Origin of the sequence: Aquincola tertiaricarbonis, from assembly GCF_000969605.1 — a bacterium.
Classification (GTDB): domain Bacteria; phylum Pseudomonadota; class Gammaproteobacteria; order Burkholderiales; family Burkholderiaceae_C; genus Aquincola; species Aquincola tertiaricarbonis.
Genome location: NZ_JZUE01000012.1, coordinates 180,180 through 201,787, shown reverse-complemented (window position 1 = coordinate 201,787; position 21,608 = coordinate 180,180). Strand labels below are relative to the sequence as shown.

The following is a 21,608-nucleotide window of genomic DNA, read 5'->3' as shown; positions in this document are numbered from 1 at the left end:
GTGGGCTGGTGGCTGCGCTTCAAGGCCTGGGCCCGGCGCTTCAAGCGCGACGGCCTCACGCTGTGGTTCGCGGTGCGCCATCCCGGCACGCCGCTGTTCGTCAAGCTGCTGGCCGCGCTGGTCGCGGCCTATGCCTTCAGCCCCATCGACCTGATCCCCGACTTCATCCCGGTGCTGGGCTTGCTGGACGAGATGGTGCTGCTGCCCGGCCTCATCTGGCTGGCGCTGCGGCTGATGCCGGCCGACGTGCTGGCCACCTGCCGCGCGCAGGCCCAGGCCTGGATGGACGCGGCCCGCGGCCGCATCGCCAGCTGGGGCGGCGCGGTGCTGGTGGTGGCGCTGTGGCTGGCCGGCGCGGCGGGCCTGTGGTGGCTGCTCAGCCAGCGATCGTGAGGCCGTGCGCCTGTGCGTACTCGCGCCGCAGGTGGTTGTGCACCGCGGTGGCGGCGATGGCGCCCTGGCCGTTGGCCACCGCGATCTGGTCCAGGCCCGAGACCACGTCGCCGATGGCGTAGAGGCCCGGCACGCTGGTGCGGCAGTGGGCGTCGATCTGCACGCCGCCGCATTCGTCGGTGTCCACGTCCAGCGCATAGGCCAGCTCGGCCCGCGGCTTCACCCCCAGGGCGGCGTACATCACCTCGAACTCCGGCGCGTCGCCGTTGTCCAGCTGCAGCCGCAGGCGCTGCGGCCCCAGGGGCTGCACGCACTGCGGCGTGGCGTCGATGTGCTTGACGCCGGCCCGGTGCAGTGGCCCGGCCTCGGCCGCGCCGATCTGCTGCACCAGGGTCACGTCGTCGCTGTAGTGGCGGATGAACAGCGCCTCGCGGGCGCCATGCAGGCCTTCGCCGATCACCACGATGCGCCTGCCGGTGTATTCATAGCCGTCGCAGATGGGGCACTGGCGCAGCAGCGCCTCGGCCCGCAGGCCGTCACAGCCGGGCAGGGCGGGCACGTTGTCCACCACGCCGGTGGCCAGCACCACCGAATGCGCATCGATCTCGCCCAGGCTCGTGCTGGCGGTGAAGCCCTGCGCATGCGGGCGCAGGTGGGTCACCTCGCCCTCGGCGACCTCGCCCTGCACGCCGGCCAGGTGCTGGCGCATGCGCTGCAGCAGCTCGGGGCCGCCGATGCCCTCCGGAAAGCCCGGTACGTTGTGCGAACGCGGAATCCAGCGGGCGCGGCTGCGGCCGGCATCCACCACCATCACCTTGCGGTGGAAGCGGCGCAGGTAGATGGCCGCGGTGAGCCCGGCGGGCCCGGCGCCCACGATCAGGCAATCGATCATGCGGCCTTTCGGGCGGGGGTCTTGCGGGCGGTCTTGGCGGGCGCCTTCTTGGAGGACGCGGCGGTACTGGCGGTCTTGGCAGCGGCCTTCTTCGCGGCGGCCTTGGCGGCCGGCTTGCGGGCCGGCGGGGCCTCGGATTCTTCGTCGGCGTCGTCCTGGGCAGCGGCAGTCGGCCTGGCGCCCGGCTTGCGGCTGGCCAGGCTGCGGCGCAGCAGGTCGCTCAGGTCCACCACGTTGGAGCTGGCGGGTGCCTCGTCTGGGTTCTCCAGCGGGGCCACCTGGGCCGTCTCGCCAGCTTCCACCTTCTTGGCGGCCAGCGCATGGATGGCGTCGCTGAAGCGGTCCTCGTACTGGTTGGGGTCCCAGTCGGTCACCATCTCGCTGATGAGCTGCTGCGCCATCGCCAGCTCGGCGTCCTTCAGGCCCACGGCCTTCTTGCCGGCGGCCGGCAGCTTCAGCTCGTCGCGCGAGCGCACCTGCTTGGCCCAGCGCAGCGTGTTCAGCAGCAGCGCGTCGCCATCGGGGATCAGCGCGGCCAGGCTTTCCTTGGTGTGCATCACCACGCGGGCCACGGCGATCACGCCGGCATCGATCATGGCCTCGCGCAGCAGGGCATACACCTTCTCGCCCTTGCCGATGGGTGCCAGCAGGTAGGGCTTCTCGAGGTAGGTGAAGGGAATCTCGTCGGCCTTGACGAAGTGCTCGATCTCGATGACCTGCGTGCTCTTCGGGTAGGCGGCGTTGATCTCTTCCTCGCTCAGGATCACGTAGTCGCCGGTGTCCTGCTTCAGGCCCTTGACGATGTTCTCCTTGTCGATGTCCTTGCCGGTGCGCTTGTTGATGCGCTTGTAGCCCACCGGATCCATGCTGCGCTTGTCCAGCCAGTCGAAGCTGATGCCGGTGTCCTGCGCGCCGGGGTACAGGGCCACCGGCACGTACACCAGGCCGAAGCTGATGGCGCCTTTCCAGATCACGCGGGGCATGGGGTCTTCTCCGTTTTTCCTCAGTCCGATGCTGCATCGGCACAGCCGTGCAGCAGGCGAGGCGGCGCCGCGATGCGGCGTGAGGCACTTCCTACAGATCGCCTGTCACGCCTTCGCTTCGATAAGCGCTGCTTCAAACTGAAAGGGTTCCGCATGTATATGCAGCTTCTGTCACCTGGCCGCAGAATGCGCGCCCTGCGCCACCGTGCGCCATCGCCCTGCCTGGAGCCTGCTTGAGCACTGCCACTTCCCTGTCCACCACCACCCGCCTGCTGCACTGGCTGGTGGCCCTGCTGATGATCGGCCTGCTGTGCGTGGGCTTTGCCATGGCCACCTTCGAGATCTATGCGCTGTATCCGCTGCACAAGGCGGTCGGCATGCTGGCGCTGCTGCTCATCGTGCCGCGTGCCGTGCTGCGGCTGCTGCAGGGTTGGCCGGCGCCGGTGCGCCACTATCCAGCGTGGGAGCATGGCCTGGCGGTGCTGATGCACTGGGTGCTGCTGCTGGGCACGCTGCTCATGCCGCTGTCGGGCCTGGTGATGTCGGCCGCCGGCGGCCATGGCGTCGATGTGTTCGGCTTCGAGTTGTTTGCGGCCCAGCCCGATCCGGCCCGGCCCGGTGAGGTGCTGCCCTTGAATGCCACCGCAGCCGGCATCGGCCACACGCTGCACTGGCTGGCAGGTTATGCGGTGGCCGCAGCGGTGGTGCTGCATGTGGCCGGCGCTCTAGCACCATGTGCTGGACAAGGACCGCACGCTGCTGCGCATGCTGGGCCGCTAGGAGGCGTTAACGCACAGCTCCCCCGAGCCCCTCCGAGAGGGAGCTCCAGCGTGTTTGACCGCACCCTTCAGCTTCCCTCCAGGAGGGAGGCTCCAGTCAGTTCGACGCGGCCTGCGCCGCTGCTCAGCGTGCGCCAAGCACCGCCATGTCCAGCGCCATCAAAACAGCGTCAGCTGTTCATTGGCCGGCAGCGCGCCGTCGTCATCGCCGCCGAAGGCCGGCCATTGCGCATGCTGCGCGTGCGCCAGGCCCGGGTGGCCATGTGAATGCACCCGGTTGCCGCCGGCGGTGCGCGCCATCTCGCGCCGACGGCCGGCCAGGCCGATCATCTGCTGGCCGGTCCAGTCGCCCTGGCTGGGCCCGCAGGCCACGCCGATGCTCACCGTCAGGCGCCGCTGGTGCGACATGAAGCCGAGCTCGATGGCGCGGCGCAGCCCCTCGGCGCGTGCATGCGCCTGCTCGATGCCGGTGTGGCGCAGCATCACCCCGAACTGGTCGCCCATCAGCCGCGCCAGCACCGCCTGAGGGCCTAGCGCCAGGCGCAGCACCTTGCCGATGAGGTCCAGCGAGGCGTCGGCCGCGTCGTCGCCCTCTCGCTCGCGCAGCTCGTCGAACTCGTCCGCATCCACCACCAGCACCGAGAGGCGGTCGCCGGTGAGCTGCGCATCGGTGGCCGCCAGCTCCAGCGCCAGGAAAAAGCTGGGCGCGCTGGGCAGCCGCGTGATCGGGTCCAGCGCCTTCATGCCGCGGCCGTCATTCCGGGTCGCAGTCGGCACAGGCGGCAATCAGGTCGTCGCCCGTCTCGGCGTCGAAGCCCAGGTCGATCAGCTTGCTGCCGCGGCAGGCGGCGCACGGCGCATCGGAAGGCGTGCTCACGCCGCGCCAGGCGGCATGCTGCCAGCGGCTGGCACTGCGCGCGGCTGCGGCCGCCTGCGGCGTGGCGGCATCGCCATACCAGCGGCCCTGGGCCCAGCAGCTGTAAGGGCCGGCGGGATAACGGCGCTGGTACGGCCCTTCCCGTGCGGGCGGGTCATGACCGTCGAACCAGGGTGTGGCCTGCAGGGGCTGCATGGAAAAGGGGGTGCTTCGGAAGTGACGCCAGTGGAGCGCGGGGCAAACCGCGTGCCGCACCCGCGCCGCCCACCTGCAGCTTGTAAGCGCAGCCGCGGGTACGCCGGTTGCCGACCTGGGACTTGAGCGCCGCATACGTGGCGCTACCACCCAGGAGTGCCGCACGTTGTTGAGCGACCAGGACATCTATCTGTTTGGCGAGGGCACCCATGCGCGGCTCTACGACAAGCTGGGCTGCCAGTGGCGCGATGGTGCGGCAGAGTTTGCCGTGTGGGCGCCCAATGCCCAGGCCGTCTCGGTCATCGGTGAGTGGAATGGCTGGAACGCCGAGGCCGACCGCCTGACGCCGCGGCCCGATGGCAGCGGCATCTGGGAAGGCCGCACCACGCATGCGCAGCGCGGGCAGGTCTACAAGTACCGCGTGGAGTCGCGCCACAACGGCTACCGCGCCGACAAGGCCGACCCCTACGGCATCTATGCCGAGGTGGCGCCGAACAACGGCTCGCGCATCTGGAGCCTGGAGTACGACTGGGGCGATGCCGACTGGATGGCCCAGCGCGCCAAGCGCAATGCGCTGGATGCGCCGGTGTCGATCTACGAGATGCATGCCGGCAGCTGGAAGCGCACCGACGGCAGCCTGATGAACTACCGCGAGCTGGCCCATGCGCTGGCCGACCACGTGGAGGCCTGCGGCTTCACCCATGTGGAGTTGATGCCGGTGACCGAGCATCCGTTTTACGGCAGCTGGGGCTACCAGACCACCGGCTATTTCGCGGCCACCTCGCGCTACGGCACGCCGCAGGACCTGATGTACCTGGTGGACCACCTGCACCAGTGCGGCATCGGCGTCATCCTGGACTGGGTGCCCTCGCACTTCCCGACCGACGAGCACGGCCTGCAGTACTTCGACGGCATCCACCTGTACGAGCATGCCGACCCGCGCCAGGGCTTCCACCCGGAGTGGAACAGCAGCATCTTCAACTATGGCCGCGGCGAGGTCAGCAGCTTCCTCATCAGCTCGGCCCTGTTCTGGCTGGACAAGTACCACCTGGACGGCCTGCGCGTGGATGCGGTGGCCTCCATGCTGTATCTGGACTACGCCCGCAAGCACGGCGAATGGGTGCCCAACCGCTACGGCGGCCGCGAGAACCTGGAAGCCATCCACTTCCTGCAGAAGCTCAACGAGGCGGTGTACCGCGAGCACCCCGACACCCTGACCATCGCCGAGGAAAGCACGGCCTGGCCGCGTGTCTCGCGCCCGGCCTCCACCGGCGGCCTGGGCTTCGAGATGAAGTGGAACATGGGCTGGATGCACGACACCTTGTCGTTCATGCAGAAGGACCCGCTGTACCGCCAGTACCACCTCGGGCAGCTCACCTTCAGCCTGGTGTATGCCTTCAACGAGAACTTCGTGCTGCCGCTCTCGCACGACGAGGTGGTCTACGGCAAGAAGTCGCTGATCGACAAGATGCCGGGCGATGCCTGGCAGCAGTTCGCCAACCTGCGTGCGCTGTACGGCCTGATGTGGGCCCACCCTGGCAAGAAGCTGCTGTTCATGGGCAGCGAGTTCGCGCAGCGCCGCGAATGGGCGCATGAAGGCCAGCTGGAATGGGACCAGGCCGCCGAGCCGGCGCATGAAGGCATCCGCCGAACCGTGGCGCAGCTCAACCGCGTGATGCGCGAGCAGCCGGCGCTGCACGAGCTGGACTTCACCCACGAGGGCTTCGAGTGGATCGAGCCCAACGACGCGGACAACACCGTCATCAGCTTCCTGCGCAAGCCGCGCGGCGGCGGCGCGCCGGTGCTGGTGGTGTGCAACTTCACGCCGCTGCCGCGCGAGAACTACGTGGTGGGCGTGCCGCAGGGCGGCTACTGGCGCGAGATCTTCAACAGCGACGCGGCGGAGTACGGCGGCGCCGGCTGGGGCAACTGGGGCGGCCGCGGCGCGGAGCCCACGCCTTCGCATGGGCGCAGCCACCAGCTGCGGCTGACGCTGCCGCCGCTGTCCACCGTGATGTTCAAGCCGGAGCCGGCACCGGCAGTGGAAGGGGAAGTTCTTGGCCAGTAAGTCGACGAAGACCAGCACCGCCGTGGCCGTGGTGGCACCGCCCATCCAGCCCATCGGCATGCCGCCGGACAGCGGCCAGGCCCGCGCAGTGGTGGATGCGGTGCTGCCGGTGGTGGATGGCGGCCGCTTCGCGGTCAAGCGCGTGGTGGGCGAGCCGCTGGCGGTGGAAGCCCACGTCATCACCGACGGCCATGACCAGCTGCGCGTGATGCTGCAGTGGCAGGCCGAAGGCGGCGCGCTGCACGAGACCGAGATGCAGCACCTGGTCAACGACGTGTGGCAGGCCAGCTTCACGCCGCAGGCCATCGGCCGCGGCTTCTACCGCGTTGAAGCCTGGGTGGACCATTTCCACTCCTGGCGGCATGAGCTGCTGCGCCGGGTGGACGACGAGGACATCCGCATCGCCGCGCTGGTGGGTGCGGAGCTGCTGGAGCAGGCCGCGCAGCGCGCGGGCGCCGGTGCCGGCGAAGGCCCGGCCGGCGATGGCCGGCACCTGGCCGAGTGGGCCGCCCAGCTGCGCCAGGGCGCGGCCACGCAACCCTTCGACGGACCGCAGCTCAAGGCCCTGGCGCTGGACGAGCTGCTGGCCCGCGTGGCCGACCGCCACCCCGACCGCAGCCTGGCCGTGCGCAGTGCCGACCTGCCGCTGCAGGTGGACCGCGAGCGCGCGCGCTTCTCCACCTGGTATGAGCTGTTCCCGCGCTCGGCCGGCACCGAGCCCGGTCGGCACGGCACGTTCGCCGACGTGGAAGCCCGGCTGCCCTATGTGGCGGAGATGGGCTTCGACGTGCTGTATTTCCCGCCCATCCATCCCATCGGCCGCGACAAGCGCAAGGGCCGCAACAACGCGCTGGACGCGCAGCCGGGCGACGTGGGCAGCCCCTGGGCCATCGGCGCGGCCGAGGGTGGGCACGAGAGCATCCTGCCCGAGCTGGGCACGCTGGAGGACTTCCGCCGCCTGGTGGGCAAGGCGCGCGAGCACGGCATCGAGATTGCGCTGGACATCGCCTTCCAGTGCGCGCCCGACCACCCCTGGGTCAAGTCGCATCCGCAGTGGTTCCGCTGGCGGCCCGACGGCACGGTGCAGTACGCCGAGAACCCGCCCAAGAAGTACCAGGACATCTATCCCTTCAACTTCGAGACCGAGGACTGGCGCGGCCTGTGGTCGGCGCTGAAGGGCGTGTTCGACCACTGGATCGCGCAGGGCGTGCACATCTTCCGTGTGGACAACCCGCACACCAAGGCCTTCCCGTTCTGGGAGTGGTGCGTCACCGAGATCAAGCGCGAGCATCCGCAGGTGCTGTTCCTGGCCGAGGCCTTCACCCGGCCCAAGGTGATGCACCGGCTGGCCAAGCTGGGCTACTCGCAGTCGTACACCTACTTCACCTGGCGCAACACCAAGCAGGAGCTGACCGAGTACTTCACCGAGCTGTCGCAGGGCCCGGGCAAGGACTACTTCCGCCCCAATGCCTGGCCCAACACGCCCGACATCCTCAACGAGCACCTGCACGGCGGCGGCCGGCCCATCTTTGCGTTGCGGCTGGTGCTGGCGGCCACGCTGGCCTCCAGCTACGGCATCTACGGCCCGGCCTACGAGCTGATGGAGAACGCGCCGCGCAGCCCGGGCAGCGAGGAATACCTCGACTCCGAGAAGTACCAGCTGCGCCACTGGGACCTTCAGCGGCCGGACAGCCTGCGCCAGCTCATCGCGCAGGTGAACCACATCCGCCGCCGCAACCCGGCGCTGCAGCAGTTGCAGAACCTGCGCTTCTGCCATACCGACAACGAGCAGCTCCTCGCCTACACCAAGCGCGACGCCGCCTCGGGCAACACGGTGCTGGTGGTGGCCAACCTGGACACCCGCAACCGGCAATCGGGCTGGGTGTCGCTGGACCTGGCCGCGCTGGGGCTGGAGCCCGACGCGCGCTTCCACCTGCACGACCTGCTGAGCAACCAGCGCTTCGTCTGGCAGGGCGCCCACAACTTCGTGATCCTCGACCCGGGCCAGGCGCCGGCGCACGTGTTCCGCGTGACGCAGCAGCTGCAGGGCGAGCAGGACTTCGACCACGGTCTTTGAACGCCCGCCACACATGAACGCACCGCACACACCGCATCTCGAAGAAGCCGAGCAGGGCGCGACCACGCCCGTGACGGACGAGGCCCTCTGGTACAAGGACGCGGTCATTTACCAGCTCAACGTCAAGGCGTTCTTCGACACCAACGACGACGGCATGGGTGACTTCAAGGGCGTCACCGCCAAGCTGGACTACGTGAAGGACCTGGGGGTCAACACGATCTGGCTGATGCCGTTCTACCCCTCGCCGCTGCGCGACGACGGCTACGACATCAGCCAGTACGAGGACGTGCATCCGCAGTACGGCACGCTGGACGACTTCAAGGTGATGCTGGACGAGGCCCACAAGCGCGGCCTGAAGGTGATCACCGAGCTGGTGATCAACCACACCTCGGACACGCACCCGTGGTTCCAGGCCGCGCGCAAGGCGCCGGCCGGATCGCCCGAGCGCAACTTCTACGTGTGGAGCGACACCGACACCAAGTACAGCGGCACGCGCATCATCTTCACCGACACCGAGACCAGCAACTGGACCTGGGACCCGGTGGCCAAGGCCTACTACTGGCACCGCTTCTTCAGCCATCAGCCCGACCTCAACTTCGACAACCCGCTGGTGCTGGAGGCCATCTTCCGCACCATGCGCTTCTGGCTGGACATGGGCGTGGACGGCTTCCGGCTGGACGCCATCCCGTACCTGGTGGAGCGCGACGGCACCAACAACGAGAACCTGCCCGAGACGCATGCGGTCATCAAGCAGCTGCGCGCGGCCATCGACGCCAGCTACAAGAACCGCTTCCTGCTGGCCGAGGCCAACCAGTGGCCGGAGGACGTGCGCGAGTACTTTGGCGATGGCGACGAGTGCCATGCGGCCTACCACTTCCCGCTGATGCCGCGCATGTACATGGCCATCGCGCAGGAGGACCGCTTCCCGCTGACCGAGATCATGGCGCAGACGCCGGAGATCCCGGCCAGCTGCCAGTGGGCCATCTTCCTGCGCAACCACGACGAGCTGACGCTGGAGATGGTGACCAGCAAGGAACGCGACTACATGTACAGCACGTACGCGTCCGATCCGCGTGCGCGCATCAACCTGGGCATCCGCCGCCGGCTGGCACCGCTGCTGGACAACGACATCGACCGCATCAAGCTGATGAACAGCCTGCTGCTGTCGATGCCTGGCTCGCCGATCATCTACTACGGTGATGAGATCGGCATGGGCGACAACGTGTTCGTGGGCGACCGCAACGGCGTGCGCACGCCGATGCAATGGAGCCCCGACCGCAATGCCGGCTTCAGCCGTGCCGACCCGCAGCGCATGTACCTGCAGCCCATCATGGATGCCAGCTACGGCTATGCGGCGGTGAACGTGGAGGCGCAGTCGCGCGACCCCAGCTCGCTGCTGAACTGGATGCGCCGCATGCTGGCCGTGCGTGGCACCAGCCATGCCTTCGGCCGCGGCAACCTCACCTTCCTCAAGCCGGGCAACCGCAAGCTGCTGGCCTACCTGCGCACCTTCGGCGACGAGGTCATCCTGTGCGTGGCCAACCTGGCCCGCACCGCGCAGCCGGTGGAGCTGGACCTGTCGGCCTACAAGGGCCGGGTGCCGGTGGAGCTGCTGGGCAGCACGCCGTTCCCGCCCATCGGCGAGCTGCCGTACCTGCTGACCATCGCGGCCCACGGCTTCTACTGGTTCCGCCTGTCGGCCGACGTGCAGGTGCCCAAGTGGCACGAGGAGCACCTGCCGATCGAGGACCGACCGGTGCTGGTGCTGTTCGACGGCTGGAACAGCCTGTTCCGCGACCATGTGGTGCCCTGGCGCATCGGCATGGCGGTGAAGACCCGCCAGCAGTTCGAGACCGACACGCTGCCGCGCTACATCGAGACCCAGCGCTGGTTCGCCGGCAAGGGCCAGACGGTGGAGCAGGCCCGTGTGACCGACTCCGCCATGTGGGAGCGCGGCGAGGGCAGCTTCCTGCTGCAGCTGGTGACGCTGGACGGCCTGCAGGAGCCGCAGAGCTACTTCCTGCCGCTGTCCATCGCCTGGGAGGACGACGACGAGGCCCGCATGCGCACGCTGGCGGTCAGCGCGGTGGCGCGGGTGCGGCAGCAGGCCTTCGTGGGCGTGATGGCCGATGCCTTCGCCGACGAGCATTTCTGCCGCGGCGTGGTGTCCGCCATCGGCGAGCGGCTGGTGCTGCCCAGCGAGGGTGGCGAGCTGCGCTTCGTGCCCACCGCGGCCTTCGAGGGCGTGGCCGGCAGCGACCACGACACGCTGGAGGTGAGCCGGCCGCAGGCGCAGAGCAGCAACACCATCGTCACGCTGGGCGAGCGGCTGTTCCTCAAGGGCTACCGCCGGCTGCGCCCGGGCGTGAACCCGGAGTACGAGATCGGCCGCTTCCTTACCGACGTGGCGGAGTTCCGCCACTGCGTGCCGGTGGCCGGCGTGCTGGAGCATGTGGCCGCGGGCGGCGAGCGCACCACGCTGGCGCTGGTGCAGTCCTACGTCAGCAACCAGGGCGACGGCTGGGCCTACACGCTGGGCTACCTGCAGCGCTTCTTCGAGCTGCAGCGCAGCACCGCCGAGCCGATGCCGGCGGACGTGCATGCCGCCTTCCACGAGCTGGTGCAGACCCTGGGCCGCCGCACCGCGCAGCTGCACCAGGCGCTGGGGCTGCGCACCGGCGACGCGGCCTTCGACCCCGAGCCGATGACGGCCGCCGACGTGGCCGACGCGGTGCGCCAGACTGCGGCGCAAGCCCGCAGCGTGCTGGGCCTGCTGGAGGAACACCTGCCGCAGCTGCAGGGCCGTGCGCTGGAGGATGCGCAGGCCCTGCTGCAGCGGCGCGAGGCCCTGCTGCAGCGCATCCAGGCCACCGCCGACGTGGGCGAGCGCGGGCAGAAGATCCGCATCCACGGCGACTACCACCTGGCCCAGGTGCTGCTGGTGAAGAACGACTTCGTGATCGTCGACTTCGAAGGCGAGCCGGGCCGCGGCTTCGAGGAGCGGCGTGCCAAGCAGTCGCCGCTGCGCGACGTGGCCGGCATGCTGCGCTCGTTCAGCTATGCCAGCGAAAGCGGGCTGCGCGCGGCGATGCAGGTGCCGGGCGAATCGGCGCAGCTGCCGGAGCTGGCCACGCAGTGGGAGGCCGGCGCCCGCGCCGCCTTCCTGCAGGCCTATGCCGAGGTGGGCGCGCCCGGCGCCGCCGGCACCACGCTGGACCCGGCGCAAGGGCTGTTGTCGCTCTACGTGCTGGACAAGGCCCTCTACGAGCTGCGCTACGAGCTGGGCAACCGGCCGGACTGGGTCGGCATCCCGCTGCGCGGCATCCTCGACCAACTGAATCAACAGGACCGCTGACATGGAACGGGTAGACGTGATGCTGGAGCCGCTGCGGGCCTTCCTGCTGCAGATCGGCGCATTCATACCGCGGCTGCTGATCGCCGCCGGCGTGCTGATCATCGGCGTGCTGGTGGCCAAGGCGGCCCGGCTGGTGGTGCGCAAGACGCTGCGCGCCATCAACTTCCATATCGTCACCAAGCGGGCCGGCATCGACGGCCTGCTGCAGAAGGGCGGCAGCGACACCGACACCACCGACCTGCTGGCCTGGCTGGCCTACTGGGTGGTGATCCTGGCGGCGCTGATCGTGGCCTTCAACGGCCTGGGCCTGACGCAGGTGACCGAGCTGCTGGGCCGGGTGATGGTGTTCGTGCCCAAGGTGATCGTGGGCCTGCTGATCCTGGCCTTCGGCGCCTATTTCGCGCGCTTCGTGGCCAATGCGGTGGCTACCTACTGCCACAGCGTGGGCGTGCGCGATGCCGACCTGCTGGGCGGCCTGGCGCGCTACGCGATCCTCATCTTCGTGCTGATGATCGCGCTGGACCACCTGGACATCGGCGGCGCCATCGTGCGCTACAGCTTCCTCATCATCCTGGGCGGCCTGGTGCTGGCGCTGGCGCTGGCCTTCGGCCTGGGCGGCCGGGCCTGGGCCGCGGCGCACCTGGAGCGCTGGTGGCCGTCGCAGGGTGCGGACAGCCTGCCGGCCAGGGGCAGCCGGTCCTCGGCCGGCCCGGCGCAGGTCACGCCCTTCAACCCCGGCGGCGGGGCCGCACCGGGTGGCGGACTGGGCGGCGGCCTGGGCACCGGCACCGGCGGACCCGGCAGCCCGGGTGGCCCGGGCAGCCCCGGACGCGGCGGCGCCAAGCGCGACGTGAGCGGCCTGTAGCGGAACGGGCGGGGCCGGCCGGTTCAGGGCTTGCGGCCCTGCACCGCGTTGGCCGTGGCCTTCAGCACGATGGGTCCGTCGCCGGCGATGCCGGCCTGCCGGCGCGCGCCTTCGCTCACCCGCTGCAAATCGGCCGGCGGCAGGGTCGCGAACAGGTCGCGCAGCCGCGGGCTGGCCTGGGCGCTGCGCCAGTAGTCGTCGAAGCTGTCGAAACGGCGGCTGACCTCGAAGCGGCGGCTGTGCACCGCCACCAGCCCGGCCTGGCGCCACAGGTCTTCGGAGGCGGGCAGGGCCGCGGCCCAGGCGCTGGGCGGCTGCTGCGTGGCATGGCCTTCAGCCTGTACCGCATCGAGGATGGGCTGCAGCGGGAAGCCGCCGCCGGCCAGGTCCCAGTGGTAGGCGGCCACCGTGCCGCCGGGCCGCACCACCCGCGCCATCTCGCGCACGCCGCGCGCCGGATCGGGCAGGAAGAACAGCACCAGCGCCATCACGGCGGCATCCACGCTGTCGTCGTCCAGCGGCAGGGCCTGTGCATCGCCTTGCAGGAAGCGAACGGCCGCGGTGGCCGGGCGCTGGCGCGCGAAGGCCAGCTGCGCCGCCGAGGGGTCGATGCCGACCACCGATGCCGGCCTGCCATGCAGCACCAGCGACTCGGTGAAGGCGCCGTTGCCGCAGCCCGCATCGAGCCAGTCCAGGCCGTGCGGCAGCGCCAGCCAGTCGAGGAAGGGTTGCGCCACCTGTGCGCTCCAGCGCCCCATCATCAGCTCGTAGGCCGCGCCGTCGTTGAAGACCAGGCCGCCCGAAGCAGGCGCGGCATCCGGTGTGCGGGACATGGTCACCTCCGGGGGATGGCCGGGCCGGCCAGGCTGCGTTCTGGCGAGCTTACGGCGATTGGGTGGCCGGCCGCGCTCAGACCCGCACCGCCCCCGCCTCCCGCACCGCCGCCACCGTCGGCCAGCCGTTGACGGCCATCAGCAGGTCGGCCTCGGCCAGCAGGCAGCGCAGCACGTGGGCCGCGCCGTCGGCGCCATCCAGCGCCAGGCCGTAGGCATAGGGCCGGCCCACGCCCACCATGCGGGCGCCCAGGGCCAGGGCCTTCACCACGTCGGTGCCCGATCGCACGCCGGAGTCGAACAGCACCGGCACGCTGCCCGCGGCCTGCACCACTGCCGGCAGCATGTCGATGGCCGCGATGCCGCCGTTGGCCTGCCGGCCGCCGTGGTTGCTGCAGTAGATGGCGTCGGCGCCGGCATCCACCGCGCGACGTGCATCGTCGGGGTGGCAGATGCCCTTGAGCACGATGGGCAGCTTGGTCAGGCTCTTCAGCCAGGGCATGTCGGCCCAGGTGAGCACGCGGCCGAAGGTCTTGGCCCAGGCGCGCACCGCGGCGGCCGGGTCTTCCTGCGGCGGCTTGTCCAGCAGCTGGCGGAAGGCGGGGTCGCTGAAGTAATTGCTCAGCACATGGCCGCGCAGCTGCGGGAAGTTGGCGGTGTTCAGGTCGCGCGGCCGCCAGCCGGTCACCCAGGTGTCCAGCGTCACCACGATGGCGCGGTAGCCTGCGGCCTCGGCCCGCCGCACCAGGCTGGCGGCCAGGGCTTCGTCCTTCGGCGTGTAGAGCTGGAAGAAGCCGGGCTGCTCGCCCAGCGTCTGCGCCACGGCCTCCAGCGGATCGTTGGTCAGCGTGCTCAGGCACAGCGGCACACCGGTGGCCACGCTGGCGCGGGCCGCAGCCAGGTCGCCATGCTGGTCCTGCGTGCACAGGCCGGTGACGCCAATGGGCGCCATGAACAGCGGCGTGGGATACCGCTGGCCGAACAGTTCGACGGACAGGTCGCGCGCCGCGCTGTCCACCATCATGCGCGGCACCATGCCCCAGTGGCCGAAGGCCTCCGCATTGCGGCGCTGGGTGAGTTCATCGCCGCAGCCGCCCTGCACGTAGTTGAGCAGCGAAGGTGTCATCGCGGCCGTGGCTCGTGCCTCCAGCGTGGCGAAGTCGGTGGGCACCTTGGGCAGCATGCCGGCCAGGCCGGCGCCGTAGATGGCGTTCTGGAAGTCTCCGTAGTGGGGCATGCGTACTCCTTGTTCTCATGCGCCGCCCCATCCTAATGGGGGGCTGGCCCCGGCCCGGGCGCAGGGCTTGCCGCATCGGGCGCACGGGCATGTGCCCGTTACAGCACGTGACGCTTGATGCACCCGCCGGGCAAACCGAATGCTGCCTGGCGCGTTCATACAGGCATTACTCATGAATCGAGGAGTTGCCATGTCCACCGACGCCCTGCCCGAGACCACCCCAGTGCGCTCCCACCGCCGCCGCTCCAGTGACCGCACCGTGGTGGCCATCGTGGGCGGTGCGCTGCTCATCGCCACCCTGGCCGCCGGTGCCGGTTGGGCCTTGCGCGGCGCTTCGCAGCCCGAGCTGGTGGCCGGCAGCAGCCAGGTCATGTCGCCGCCGGCGGCGATGAACACCGCGCCGGACGACCGGCCGCAGCCAATGGTGCCGCCGTCGCCGCCCAGCCTGGCGCAGCAGCCCGAGGACAAGCCCGCGCCGGTGCGCACCGAGCGTGCGCCGGTGGCCCGCCAGAGCGCGCCGGCGCCGGTGGTGGCCCAGGCACCGCAGCCGGTGGAGCGCGTGGCGCCCGCGGTGTGCGAGACCTGCGGCGTGGTGCAGAGCGTGCGCGCCGTGCAGCGCAAGGGCGACGCGCAAGGCGTGGGTGCGGTGGCCGGCGGCGTGCTGGGCGCGGTGCTGGGCAACCAGGTGGGCGGCGGCAATGGCCGCACCGCGATGACGGTGCTGGGCGCCGTGGGCGGCGGCGTGGCCGGCAACGAGGTGGAAAAGCGCATGCGGGCCGAGACGGTGTACGAAGTGCGCGTGCGCATGGACAACGGCGGCACCCGCACCATCACCCAGCGCACGGCGCCGGCCGAGGGCGCACGGGTGCGGGTGGACGGGGACGGCGTTCGCCCCATCAACTGATCGGCGTACGGCGCGGCGCGGGCTGCGCCCACGCGCGGCGCCGGAGTCTTCCGACAGGCCCGGTGCGAGGCCGTGGTTAGCCTGAGGTTCCATTCAAGAACCTTAGGAAACACCTGACCATGCCAACGCCTGACACACACGGCCAACCCAATCCGCTGGTGAATGCGGTCTCCAATGCCGTGGCCGCGCTGCGAGCCGACGACGACATGCTTGACCTGGCCGAGGCGCATGAGTCGCTGCAGCCCAAGGCCATCGAGAAGCTGAGCGTAGCCGAGGCCCGCCAGCAACCCACCATCGCCGATGCGGTGCGCACGCTGCTGCAGCGGGAAGGCCGTTCGGCCGCGCCCGAGCTGTTGGTGCCGGGCGTGCGCACCACCGACATCCAGGTGGACGGCGCCGCCGGCCCGCTGCCGGCCACGGTCTACACGCCCGAGGGCGGCGGCCCGCTGCCGGTGGTGCTGTACTTCCATGGCGGCGGCTGGGTCATCGCCGACCGCCATGTGTACGACGGCGGCGCACGTGGCCTGAGCGCTCAGGCCGGCGCCATCGTGGTGTCGGTGGACTACCGGCAGGCACCGGAGCACCGCTTTCCCGCGGCCTGGGACGACGCGCTGGCCGCCTGGCGCTGGCTCACGCTGAATGCCGGGCAGCTCGGCGGCGATCCCGCGCGCCTGGCCCTGGCCGGCGAGAGTGCCGGCGGCAACCTGGCGGTGGCCACCGCGGTGGCCGCACGCGATGCAGGACTGCCGGCGCCGCGGCATGTGCTGTCGGTGTATCCGGTGGCGCAGACCAGCCTGAACACCGAGTCGTACATCGAGAACGCGATCGCCAAGCCGCTGAACCGCGCGATGGTGAAGTGGTTCGTCGACCACCTGGTCAACAAAGAGAGCGAACTGCAGGACACCCGCCTGCAGCTGATCGACGCCGACCTGACCCGGCTGCCGCCGGTGACGATCATCAATGCCCGGTTGGACCCGCTGCGCAGCGACGGCGCCAAGCTGGAAGACGCGCTGCGCGCCGCTGGCAATGCGGTGGAGCGGCGCGAATACGAAGGCGTGGCGCACGAATTCTTCGGCGCCGCCGCGGTGCTGCACAAGGCCCGCGAAGCACAGGCCTATGCGGGCGAGCGCCTGCGTCAGGCCTGGGCTGGCGGTGCGGGCGTGGCGGCGGCGGTAGGGGGCTGAGCGACTGGTGGTGGCGGAGGTACGCGGCTTGCCGTCGCTGGCCGCACGGGCGCCCCTGTCCGCTGAAAGGCCAACCGATGAAGCCATTTCTTGCCACCACCTTCGTGGTGCTGTCCGCCAGCAGCTTTGCCGCGCAGGCGGGTGACGTGTACCTGGGTGCCGGCCTGCCGGGCATCACGCTGGGCTATGCCCACCCGCTGGACGAGCGGTTCACGCTGCGTGCGGACGTGACGACGCTGGGCCGCATCGACTACGACCGCAGCGACGACGGCGTGGACTACGACGGCCGGGTGAAGGTGGACCGCCTGGCCTTCTTCGGCGACTGGTACGTGCACCGCAACTTCCGCCTCACCGCCGGGCTGACCGTCAACGATGCCCGCGCCCGCCTCACCGGCCGCGCCGACGGCACCACCATCACCATCGGCGACCGCCAGTACGTGGCCGGCCCCGACGACCGGCTGGACGTGCGGGTGAAGTACCCCACCGTCATGCCCTACCTGGGCATCGGCTTCGGCCGCCCGCCCCAGGCGGTGGGCGGCTGGGGCTTCATGGTCGACCTGGGCCTGGCCTTCGGCAAGCCCAAGGTGACCGGCGGCGTCAGCGGGCCGCTGTTGAGCGCCACGGTGCCGCGGGAGGACGTCGAGCGCGAGCTCGACGACATCCGCGACGACGTGGAACGCCTGCGCGGCATTCCACAGATCGGCGTCAGCGTGGTCTACCGCTTCTGATCGCCGCGGCGACGGCGCCAGCCGATGCCGCCAAGCACCGCTGCGCCGGCCAGCAGCATCGCGGCCGAGCCGGGCTCGGGCACCGCGGCCACCGCCGAGGTCAGCTGGTAGGCGCCGCCTGCGCTGCCGAAGGCCAGGCCCGTCACCAGGTAGTAGTAGCGGCCCTGGCCCACGGTGGCCTGCATGCTCAGCTCGCCGGTGGTGCCGTCGAAGTTGCTCATGGTGCCGCCCACCAGGTCCTCGTCGCCGCTTTCCGGCGTGCCGTCGGGGTCGGCATACAGGCCGTAGCTGCCGCCGATGATCGAGTACACCGCATTGCCGCCGAGCATCAGCTCGTTGGCCACCGCGGTGCTGGCAATCTGCCAGCTGCCGGCGTCCAGGCTGAAGGAATACGTGTCCACGAAGAAGCTGCCTTCGGGGCCGGGGTTGTGCTGGGCCAGGCGGGCCGGGCCGTGGGTGCCCCAGTCGAGCGCCAGGTCCACCGCCTGCGCGGTGGTGGCGCCCAGGGCCGCCGCGGCGGCAAGGGCGACCGTGGCCAGGCGGCGGGTGGCTTGTCTAGACAGGTTCATGAAGTCTCCTCGTTGAATAGGGATGCCGGTGGTCAGGGAATCTGCGATTGCGCGGCCTCGCGCTGCAGCTTCAGGCCGTCCGCCGGCGTGAGGAAGCGGTCGCGCACCAGGCGGTTGACGCTGCCCTTGACCTGGTTCACGTAGTCGCCATGGCTGGTGTAGAGCTGGTTCAGCCGCGCTTCGTCGAACGGGATCTCGTGGCCCGCGATGAAGCAGAAGCTGGCACCGGTGGAGGCGCCGTTCCAGGTGCTGGTGGGCACGTCCACGTATGGGCTGCGCAGGCCGCCCGTCACGTTGCCGAACACGTCCAGCACCGGCTTGCCCTCGGCCACGGTGATGGGCTCGGCCTTGGGCGGCGGCAGGCCGCGGCGCAGCCACAGGTCCATGTTCTGGAACACCGCGTTGAAGTGGATGCTGGACGGGAAGCGGCTGCGTGGCCCTTCGTTGCACGACATCGGTGGCACGGTGCGGCCGGCCTTGACGATGTCCTCCGGCTTGGCGGCGCTGTACAGCTCGTCGGGCGTGGCGTGGCCCATGCCGGCGGCCTCGTAGTGGCGGAACTGGTCGCCCGGCGCGTCGCTGTCGGGGCGGCGGGAGGCGATGCCCGTCAGGTAGTCCGACTGCGACATGATGTGGATGATGGGCACGCCCACGTTGTTGAACTGCCGGCGCCGGTCGGGTACCGGCGGCGCCGGGTTGCACTGGTTGATGGGGTACAGCCCCGCGAAGGCACCGCCGGCCACGGCCACGATGTAGGCGTCGTACAGCGGGCGGCCGCCGTTGCGCGCCGTCTCGCGCGGGTGGATGCCGTTGATGTAGTTGTAGAGGTAGCCGCCGGTCTGCGAATAGCCGAAGCCGATCAGGTGCTTAAGCTGGAAGCCGGCCGCCGCACGCAGCGGGTTGCTGTTGTCCTGGCTCTTCAGCCAGGCGCCGGTCTGGCTGATGATGTCCCAGGCCAGGCCGTTCTCGGTAGTGCGCGACGAATCGGCGGGCACCGTGGCGCAGTTGCGCGGGTCGTCCAGCGGCAGCGGGTTGGCGAAGTTCAGTGCGCCGTAGCGCACCGGGTCGAAGTTCTTCAACGCCACCACCGACACCGGCTTGACCGTCACGCCCACCCACACGTCGCCATTGCGCACGAAGTGCTCGCCCGACAGGCCCCAGCCGATGTTCAGGTCGAACAGGTTGCTGGGGTTCAGCGGCTCCACGATCACGTTGCCGCTGAACTTCTTCGGGCTGATGGGCCGGCGCACCAGCACGCGGGTGGTGTAGGGCGCATCGGCCGTGCGCACCACGGCCGGCCCGGGGGCGGGCCATTCGTACACGTTGGCCTGGCCGCTGATCAGGTACTCCTCCTCCACGTAGCCCAGCTTGGCCAGGTCCTGCGGCCGCAGCGTGTGCGCGGCGCCGCCGAAGGGATGGGATTGCGCCGTGCTGGCGATGGGGCCGGTGACGCTGGGCACCGGCGTGGCCGCCTGTGCGGACGCGGCGGCCAAGGCGGTGAGCAATGCGGCGGCCGCGGTGGCCGTGGCCGCCCGCGCTGGCCGAGCTGAGGGAGTGGGTCCTGGCATCTTCGTCTCCGTTCGTTGTTGTTACTACTGCTTTCGAAACCCGCCAAACGAACGTTCGTTTTCATTCGTTTTGGGGGTCGATGGTTTGTAGTCACCAACGACACGGACCGCAAGGCCGTGTTTTCCTGGGTGCACTGTCGCGCGGGCGACGCTGTGCCTTTGCGCCGGATCGGTTGACAGACCAGCGCGCGGGCCGCGCTTTATCGCCGCAGGGGGCGTGCCTACAGTGCCGTCACCGCGCCGCCCGCGCGACGAGAGCGATGACATGAGCGAGAACACCTCCATGCCGCATCAGCCGGCGCCCTTGCAGGACGTGCTGGACCTGCTGCAAGCCGGCCAGTGGGTGAAGGCCCACGACATGGTGCAGCGCGACGCGTCGGACCTGGCGGCCTGGCTGCACGGCATCCTGCACGTGCAGGAAGGCGACCTGGAAGACGCCGAGCACTGGTACGGCCGGGCCGGCCGCAAGTTCCGCGAGCGCGGATCGCTGGCGCAGGAACTGGCCTTGTTCGAATCCTGTCTGGCGACCACCCGCCAGCCCCTGCATGGAGACCTTTGAAATGCGTTCACCTCATCAGATCGTGGGGGACCACTATGCCGCTTCAGCCCGGGGCGATGTCGCCGCCATGATGGCGGAGGTGGCGTCCGACGTGCAGTGGACCGAGATGGCCGGCTTTCCGTGTGCGGGCACCCATGTCGGGCCGGACCAGGTGGTGGAGCAGGTGTTCCGGGTGCTGGGCCGTGATTGGGAGGACTACCGCTTCGAGCTCGAAACCCTGCTCGACGCCGGCCCGCATGTCGTCGGCGTGGGCCGCTACCGCGGCCGGCATCGCGCCACCGGCAAGATGCTGGACGCCCGCGTGGCGCATGTGTGGGAGGTGCGTGGCGGCCTGGTGCGCCGCTTCGAGCAGTTCACCGACACGCTGCTGGGGGCGCAGGCCATGGCCTGAGCGAGGCGCCGTCGGCGCCGCCCGGGCAGTCAGGTTCTCAGCCCTTCGCCACCGTGCCGGCGGGCGAGGCCGCGGCCGTGGCCGCGCCTTGCGTGGTGTGCACCTGCCGCTCCATGGGCGTGTCCTCGGCCACCAGCTGCGCCACCGACGACGTGGGCCGCACCTGGCCGCGGCGCGAGCCGAACTCGTGCGAGTACACCCAGGTCAGCTCCGCGCCCATCAGGAAGATCTGCGCCGAGTAGTACACCCACACCAGCAGCACCACGATGGAGCTGGCCGCGCCGAAGCCGGACACCACGCCGCTCTTGCCGATGTACAGGCCGATCAGCAGCTTGCCGACGGAGAACAGCAGCGCGGTGATGGCCGCGCCGACCCACACGTCATGCCACTGGATGCGCACCCGCGGCATGAACTTGTAGATCATCGCGAAGGCCACCGTCACCACGCCGAAGCTGATGACGAAGTTGATGATCTGGCCGATGGCCTCGTAGCCGGCCGGCGCCGTCCAAGAGCCCCAGGCCGAGACCGCGGCGTTGATGGCCAGCGACACCAGCAGCAGGAACCCGATCGCCAGCACCATGCCGAAGGACAGCACCCGCGCGCGGATCAGCGACCACACGCCGCTGCTCTGCGGCCGGGCCGGCGCGCGCCAGATGCGGTCCAGGTCGTTCTGCAGCTCGGCGAACACGGTGGTGGCGCCGATGCCCAGCACCACCATGCCGATCAGGGTGCCCAGGATGCCCTTGGAGGGCTGGCTCATGCTCTGCACCAGGCCTTCGACGGCGGCGGCGCCGTCGTTGCCCATCATCCCGCGCAGCTGTTCGAAGATCTGGCCGCGCGCGGCCTCGGCATCGAACACCAGGCTCACGATGGCCAGCACGATGAGCAGCAGCGGCGCCACCGAGAACAGCGTGTAGTAGGCCAGCGCGGCGCCCATGCTGGAGGCGTTGTCGTCCACCCAGGCGTTGACCGAGTCCTTGACCAGCTTGACCACCCGGCTCGTCAGCGAGGCGGGCTTGTCGACCGGCGGCGGCACCTGCGCGCCGGCTTCCTGTGCGCTGGGGCTGGCGCGGCCGGCGGCCACCCGCATGGGATCGGTGATCGGTGGACTGTGCAGGGTGTGGGACGTGGGGGCCATGGTGCTTCCTCGC

Annotated in this window: 20 protein-coding genes; 11 read left to right on the top strand and 9 right to left on the bottom strand. The window is 70.2% G+C overall.

All coding sequences use genetic code 11. The features are described 5' to 3' along the window. Nucleotides 1–393, top strand: coding sequence for a YkvA family protein (locus VO99_RS16735; RefSeq protein WP_046114000.1), 393 nt, complete (start codon nucleotides 1–3; stop codon nucleotides 391–393). On the opposite strand, the gene VO99_RS16730 is transcribed toward VO99_RS16735, so the two are convergent. Both VO99_RS16730 and ku read right to left on the bottom strand, forming a co-directional pair. Beyond that, complete coding sequence (locus VO99_RS16730) at nucleotides 377–1,285, bottom strand: NAD(P)/FAD-dependent oxidoreductase (protein ID WP_046113999.1); 909 nt, start codon at nucleotides 1,283–1,285, stop codon at nucleotides 377–379. The two genes, VO99_RS16735 and VO99_RS16730, sit on opposite strands and share 17 nt — an antisense overlap. After that, complete coding sequence (gene ku / locus VO99_RS16725) at nucleotides 1,282–2,268, bottom strand: non-homologous end joining protein Ku (RefSeq protein ID WP_046113998.1); 987 nt, start codon at nucleotides 2,266–2,268, stop codon at nucleotides 1,282–1,284. Before ku ends, VO99_RS16730 begins: the two co-directional genes overlap by 4 nt. Before the next feature lie 233 nt (nucleotides 2,269–2,501). Here ku and VO99_RS29565 point away from each other — a divergent pair, with 233 nt between their 5' ends. Further along, nucleotides 2,502–3,314: a cytochrome b gene (locus tag VO99_RS29565; protein ID WP_198156968.1), complete on the top strand. Its 813-nt coding sequence runs from the start codon at nucleotides 2,502–2,504 to the stop codon at nucleotides 3,312–3,314. On the opposite strand, the gene VO99_RS16720 is transcribed toward VO99_RS29565, so the two are convergent. Then, nucleotides 3,207–3,791: a GGDEF domain-containing protein gene (locus tag VO99_RS16720; protein WP_046113997.1), complete on the bottom strand. Its 585-nt coding sequence runs from the start codon at nucleotides 3,789–3,791 to the stop codon at nucleotides 3,207–3,209. The genes VO99_RS29565 and VO99_RS16720 overlap by 108 nt on opposite strands. A gap of 10 nt (nucleotides 3,792–3,801) precedes the next feature. Then, nucleotides 3,802–4,119: a hypothetical protein gene (locus VO99_RS16715; protein ID WP_046113996.1), complete on the bottom strand. Its 318-nt coding sequence runs from the start codon at nucleotides 4,117–4,119 to the stop codon at nucleotides 3,802–3,804. Between the two features lie 169 nt (nucleotides 4,120–4,288). Here VO99_RS16715 and glgB point away from each other — a divergent pair, with 169 nt between their 5' ends. From glgB to VO99_RS16695, 4 genes are read left to right on the top strand one after another with little or no spacing between them, the layout of a single operon-like run. Continuing rightward, nucleotides 4,289–6,187 (top strand): 1,4-alpha-glucan branching protein GlgB, encoded by a 1,899-nt coding sequence (glgB, locus tag VO99_RS16710; RefSeq protein ID WP_441294007.1) that lies wholly within the window; start codon nucleotides 4,289–4,291, stop codon nucleotides 6,185–6,187. Between the two features lie 58 nt (nucleotides 6,188–6,245). Next, entirely contained in the window at nucleotides 6,246–8,264 is a 2,019-nt protein-coding gene (locus tag VO99_RS16705; RefSeq protein WP_046114069.1) for an alpha-1,4-glucan--maltose-1-phosphate maltosyltransferase, read from the top strand. Between the two features lie 13 nt (nucleotides 8,265–8,277). Beyond that, entirely contained in the window at nucleotides 8,278–11,619 is a 3,342-nt protein-coding gene (gene treS / locus VO99_RS16700; protein ID WP_046113994.1) for a maltose alpha-D-glucosyltransferase, read from the top strand. 1 nt (nucleotide 11,620) lies between these two features. Beyond that, nucleotides 11,621–12,484 carry a mechanosensitive ion channel family protein gene (locus VO99_RS16695; protein WP_083440661.1) on the top strand — a complete coding sequence of 288 codons (864 nt, stop codon included), beginning with the start codon at nucleotides 11,621–11,623 and terminating at the stop codon, nucleotides 12,482–12,484. 23 nt (nucleotides 12,485–12,507) lie between these two features. On the opposite strand, the gene VO99_RS16690 is transcribed toward VO99_RS16695, so the two are convergent. Both VO99_RS16690 and VO99_RS16685 read right to left on the bottom strand, forming a co-directional pair. Next, entirely contained in the window at nucleotides 12,508–13,317 is an 810-nt protein-coding gene (locus VO99_RS16690) for a class I SAM-dependent methyltransferase (protein WP_046114067.1), read from the bottom strand. 76 nt (nucleotides 13,318–13,393) lie between these two features. Beyond that, nucleotides 13,394–14,554 carry an alpha-hydroxy-acid oxidizing protein gene (locus tag VO99_RS16685; protein WP_046113993.1) on the bottom strand — a complete coding sequence of 387 codons (1,161 nt, stop codon included), beginning with the start codon at nucleotides 14,552–14,554 and terminating at the stop codon, nucleotides 13,394–13,396. A 190-nt stretch (nucleotides 14,555–14,744) separates the two neighbouring features. Here VO99_RS16685 and VO99_RS16680 point away from each other — a divergent pair, with 190 nt between their 5' ends. The 3 genes from VO99_RS16680 (at nucleotide 14,745) to VO99_RS16670 (ending at nucleotide 17,370) form a co-directional block, all read left to right on the top strand. After that, complete coding sequence (locus tag VO99_RS16680) at nucleotides 14,745–15,458, top strand: outer membrane lipoprotein (RefSeq protein WP_052736400.1); 714 nt, start codon at nucleotides 14,745–14,747, stop codon at nucleotides 15,456–15,458. A 119-nt stretch (nucleotides 15,459–15,577) separates the two neighbouring features. Then, the gene (locus VO99_RS16675; RefSeq protein ID WP_046113992.1) at nucleotides 15,578–16,642 is read left to right on the top strand and encodes an alpha/beta hydrolase; all 1,065 of its coding nucleotides are present in this window, start codon (nucleotides 15,578–15,580) and stop codon (nucleotides 16,640–16,642) included. Between the two features lie 77 nt (nucleotides 16,643–16,719). Then, nucleotides 16,720–17,370 carry a hypothetical protein gene (locus VO99_RS16670; protein ID WP_046113991.1) on the top strand — a complete coding sequence of 217 codons (651 nt, stop codon included), beginning with the start codon at nucleotides 16,720–16,722 and terminating at the stop codon, nucleotides 17,368–17,370. On the opposite strand, the gene VO99_RS16665 is transcribed toward VO99_RS16670, so the two are convergent. Both VO99_RS16665 and VO99_RS16660 read right to left on the bottom strand, forming a co-directional pair. Beyond that, the gene (locus tag VO99_RS16665) at nucleotides 17,358–17,939 is read right to left on the bottom strand and encodes an FxDxF family PEP-CTERM protein (protein ID WP_046113990.1); all 582 of its coding nucleotides are present in this window, start codon (nucleotides 17,937–17,939) and stop codon (nucleotides 17,358–17,360) included. The genes VO99_RS16670 and VO99_RS16665 overlap by 13 nt on opposite strands. A gap of 32 nt (nucleotides 17,940–17,971) precedes the next feature. Beyond that, nucleotides 17,972–19,507, bottom strand: coding sequence for an alpha/beta hydrolase domain-containing protein (locus tag VO99_RS16660; protein ID WP_157039598.1), 1,536 nt, complete (start codon nucleotides 19,505–19,507; stop codon nucleotides 17,972–17,974). Between the two features lie 265 nt (nucleotides 19,508–19,772). Here VO99_RS16660 and VO99_RS16655 point away from each other — a divergent pair, with 265 nt between their 5' ends. Together VO99_RS16655 and VO99_RS16650 are read left to right on the top strand one after the other, a co-directional pair. Beyond that, nucleotides 19,773–20,066, top strand: a complete 294-nt coding sequence (locus VO99_RS16655) for a hypothetical protein (protein WP_232315391.1) — start codon at nucleotides 19,773–19,775, stop codon at nucleotides 20,064–20,066. Nucleotide 20,067: 1 nt separating this feature from the next. After that, a complete protein-coding gene (locus VO99_RS16650; RefSeq protein WP_046113988.1) occupies nucleotides 20,068–20,457 on the top strand; it encodes a nuclear transport factor 2 family protein in 390 nt (129 codons plus the stop codon). A gap of 37 nt (nucleotides 20,458–20,494) precedes the next feature. Here VO99_RS16650 and VO99_RS16645 read toward each other — a convergent pair whose 3' ends face one another. Next, a complete protein-coding gene (locus tag VO99_RS16645; RefSeq protein ID WP_232315390.1) occupies nucleotides 20,495–21,595 on the bottom strand; it encodes a YihY/virulence factor BrkB family protein in 1,101 nt (366 codons plus the stop codon). Nucleotides 21,596–21,608: the final 13 nt, after the last annotated feature.

Bases quoted from the DNA above. Each gene is read 5' to 3' on its own strand.
- VO99_RS16730 (WP_046113999.1), bottom strand. From the start codon at position 1,285: ATGATCGATTGCCTGATCGTGGGCGCCGGGCCCGCCGGGCTCACCGCG.
- ku (WP_046113998.1), bottom strand. From the start codon at position 2,268: ATGCCCCGCGTGATCTGGAAAGGCGCCATCAGCTTCGGCCTGGTGTAC.
- VO99_RS16720 (WP_046113997.1), bottom strand. From the start codon at position 3,791: ATGAAGGCGCTGGACCCGATCACGCGGCTGCCCAGCGCGCCCAGCTTT.
- VO99_RS16715 (WP_046113996.1), bottom strand. From the start codon at position 4,119: ATGCAGCCCCTGCAGGCCACACCCTGGTTCGACGGTCATGACCCGCCC.
- VO99_RS16705 (WP_046114069.1), top strand. From the start codon at position 6,246: ATGCCGCCGGACAGCGGCCAGGCCCGCGCAGTGGTGGATGCGGTGCTG.
- treS (WP_046113994.1), top strand. From the start codon at position 8,278: ATGAACGCACCGCACACACCGCATCTCGAAGAAGCCGAGCAGGGCGCG.
- VO99_RS16695 (WP_083440661.1), top strand. From the start codon at position 11,621: ATGGAACGGGTAGACGTGATGCTGGAGCCGCTGCGGGCCTTCCTGCTG.
- VO99_RS16690 (WP_046114067.1), bottom strand. From the start codon at position 13,317: ATGTCCCGCACACCGGATGCCGCGCCTGCTTCGGGCGGCCTGGTCTTC.
- VO99_RS16685 (WP_046113993.1), bottom strand. From the start codon at position 14,554: ATGCCCCACTACGGAGACTTCCAGAACGCCATCTACGGCGCCGGCCTG.
- VO99_RS16680 (WP_052736400.1), top strand. From the start codon at position 14,745: ATGTCCACCGACGCCCTGCCCGAGACCACCCCAGTGCGCTCCCACCGC.
- VO99_RS16675 (WP_046113992.1), top strand. From the start codon at position 15,578: ATGCCAACGCCTGACACACACGGCCAACCCAATCCGCTGGTGAATGCG.
- VO99_RS16670 (WP_046113991.1), top strand. From the start codon at position 16,720: ATGAAGCCATTTCTTGCCACCACCTTCGTGGTGCTGTCCGCCAGCAGC.
- VO99_RS16665 (WP_046113990.1), bottom strand. From the start codon at position 17,939: ATGAACCTGTCTAGACAAGCCACCCGCCGCCTGGCCACGGTCGCCCTT.
- VO99_RS16660 (WP_157039598.1), bottom strand. From the start codon at position 19,507: ATGCCAGGACCCACTCCCTCAGCTCGGCCAGCGCGGGCGGCCACGGCC.
- VO99_RS16655 (WP_232315391.1), top strand. From the start codon at position 19,773: ATGAGCGAGAACACCTCCATGCCGCATCAGCCGGCGCCCTTGCAGGAC.
- VO99_RS16650 (WP_046113988.1), top strand. From the start codon at position 20,068: ATGCGTTCACCTCATCAGATCGTGGGGGACCACTATGCCGCTTCAGCC.
- VO99_RS16645 (WP_232315390.1), bottom strand. From the start codon at position 21,595: ATGGCCCCCACGTCCCACACCCTGCACAGTCCACCGATCACCGATCCC.